Origin of the sequence: Micromonospora sp. NPDC000207, from assembly GCF_040300925.1 — a bacterium.
GTDB lineage: Bacteria > Actinomycetota > Actinomycetes > Mycobacteriales > Micromonosporaceae > Micromonospora.
Genome location: NZ_JBEPEQ010000224.1, coordinates 1 through 2417, shown reverse-complemented (window position 1 = coordinate 2417; position 2417 = coordinate 1). Strand labels below are relative to the sequence as shown.

At 74.4% G+C, this 2417-nt stretch carries 2 protein-coding genes; both read left to right on the top strand.

What is annotated here, in order from left to right:
* Positions 1-165: 165 nt before the first annotated feature.
* Complete coding sequence (locus tag ABT336_RS27250; RefSeq protein WP_350900440.1) at positions 166-2046, top strand: alkaline phosphatase family protein; 1881 nt, start codon at positions 166-168, stop codon at positions 2044-2046.
* A 66-nt stretch (positions 2047-2112) separates the two neighbouring features.
* On the top strand, positions 2113-2417 hold a 305-nt coding region (locus ABT336_RS27245; RefSeq protein ID WP_502891282.1), incomplete at its 3' end, for a zf-HC2 domain-containing protein.

Sequence of the window (2417 nt, the reverse complement as noted above, 5' to 3'; positions counted from 1 at the left end):
CCGGCACCCCGGCCCCGACCCGGGCGTCGGCGCGGGACGGACGTACCGTCGCCGGGAACGGATCGTCGCGCCTGGCGGTCCACCACCCGGCCTGAGCCGCGCCCGTCCGAACCCGACCGGAGCCGGGCCCCGCCCGGCGACCGGCGTTCCCGAGAGGACCACGGCTTGTCGTTCCTGACCCGCCCGCACCGCGACCCGGCTGAGGAGTCCCCCCGCCCGGCCGCCCCCGGCGAACGCCGGCGGCGGCGCGCCGTCTGGCCCGCCCCACGGTCCGACGACGCCCCGGAGACCGACGCCCCGGAGACGGCCGGTTCGGGGCCGGAAGCCCCGGAGACCGACGCCCCGGGAACCGACGACCCGGGAACCGATACCCCGGGGCCGGACGGTTCGGCGGATCACGACGCGGTCGAGTCGGAGAACGGTGCGCGACGGGGCCGGTGGCGGACTGTGGGTGCCCGGGTGACCACCGGACTGGCCGTCCTGCTGGTGCTGGTCCTCCTGCTCGCACCGAACCATCTGGCCGGATACTCACCGTGGGTGTTCACCCGGCTCCCGTTGGAACCGATCGTCGTCGCCGCCGCGCTGCTGGCCCTGCGGTCCCGGAGCCGGGCCCGGCGGCTGCTGGCGGGGCTGGTCGGTGTCCTGCTCGGGACCGTCGGCATCCTGAAGGCCCTGGACACCGGGTTCTTCGCCACCCTGGCCCGGCCGTTCGACCCCGCCCTGGACTGGTCCCTGCTCGGCCCCACCTACTCCTACCTGGTCGAGGCGAACGGCAGGCCCGTCGCCGTCGCCGCAGCCGTCGGGGCGGTGCTGCTCGCCGTCGCCCTGCTGTCTTTGACCACGCTCGCCTCCCTGCGACTGTCCCGCCTGGTGGTACGGCACGACCGGGTGGCGGTCCGGGCGGTCGCCGTTCTCGCCGTCCTCTGGGTGGCCGGTGCCGCGTTCGGGATCCGGGTCGGCCCCGGCGTGGCGGTCGCCGACCGCAGCACGTCCCGCCTGGTCACCTCGCACGTGTCGCAGGTCCAGGCCGCGGTGAAGGACCGGGAGACCTTCGGGACCGAGGTCGACGCCGACCCGTTCGAGGCCGTACCCGCCGAACGGTTGTTGACCGGTCTGCGGGGCAAGGACGTCGTCGTGGCGTTCGTCGAGAGCTACGGCCGGGACGCGGTGCAGGACCCGGAGTTCAGCCCCCGGGTCGGTGCGGTCCTCGCCGACGGCGACCGGCGGCTGGGCGAGGCCGGGTACGCCACCCGCAGCGGCTTCCTCACCTCCTCGACCACCGGCGGGGGCAGTTGGCTGGCGCACGCCACCCTGCTGTCCGGGCTCTGGATCGACAACGACCAGCGTCACCGCAGCCTGCTGGCCAGCGACCGGATGACGCTCAACAGGTACTTCCAGCGGGCCGGGTGGGACACGGTGGGGGTGATGCCCGCCGTGACCCGGGCCTGGCCCGAGGGGCAGTTCTACGGTTACGAACGGTTCCACGACTCCCGCACCCTCGGCTACCAGGGGCCGAAGTTCGGCTTCGCCCCGATCCCGGACCAGTTCACCCTCGGGGCGTTCGAGCGACTGGAGCGGTCCCGGCCCGACCGGGCACCGCTGTTCGCCGAGATCGCCCTGGTCACCAGCCACTCCCCCTGGACGCCCCGCCCCCGGATCGTGGACTGGTCGCAGATGGGCGACGGCACGATCTTCCACGAGGCCCGGGAGGGCGACGGCGAGGACATCGGACGCTCCACCGCGCAGATCCGCGCCGACTACCGCCGCTCGATCGAGTACTCGTTGAAGTCCCTGGTGTCGTACGTCGAACGGTACGGCGACGACGACCTGGTGCTGGTAGTGGTCGGCGACCACCAGCCCGCGCCGGTCGTCACCGGCCCCGGCGCCAGCCGGGACGTCCCCATCTCGATCATCACCCGGGACCGGGGGGTGCTGGCACAGATGTCGGACTGGGAGTGGGAGGAGGGCCTCCAACCCGGCCCGCAGGCCCCGGTGTGGCCGATGAGCAGCTTCCGCGACCGGTTCCTGACCACCTTCGGCCAGTGAGCGCACCCCGGGCCGTCGACACACCACGGCACGTGTCCGCCGGGCGGCGGGAACCGGACCGGGCCGGTGAGCGACTATCTGTCCATGGGGTGTGAGGGGTGGCGGGAGATCCTGTCGGCACAGCTGGACGGTGAAGAGACGCCGACCGAGCGGGTCGCCGTGCAGCGGCACCTGGAAGGCTGTGCGGGCTGCCGGAGCTGGTTGGACCTGGTCGCCGGGGTGAACCGGCGGGCTCGTACCCAGGTGGTGCCGACGGTGCCCGACCTGACCGAGGCGATCCTCGCCGCCGCCGCGCCACCGGCGACCGGTCGCCGGTGGCGCCCCCCCCGGCCCCCGCCCCCCCGCCTGCCGTCCCCGGCCCCGAGGGGAGA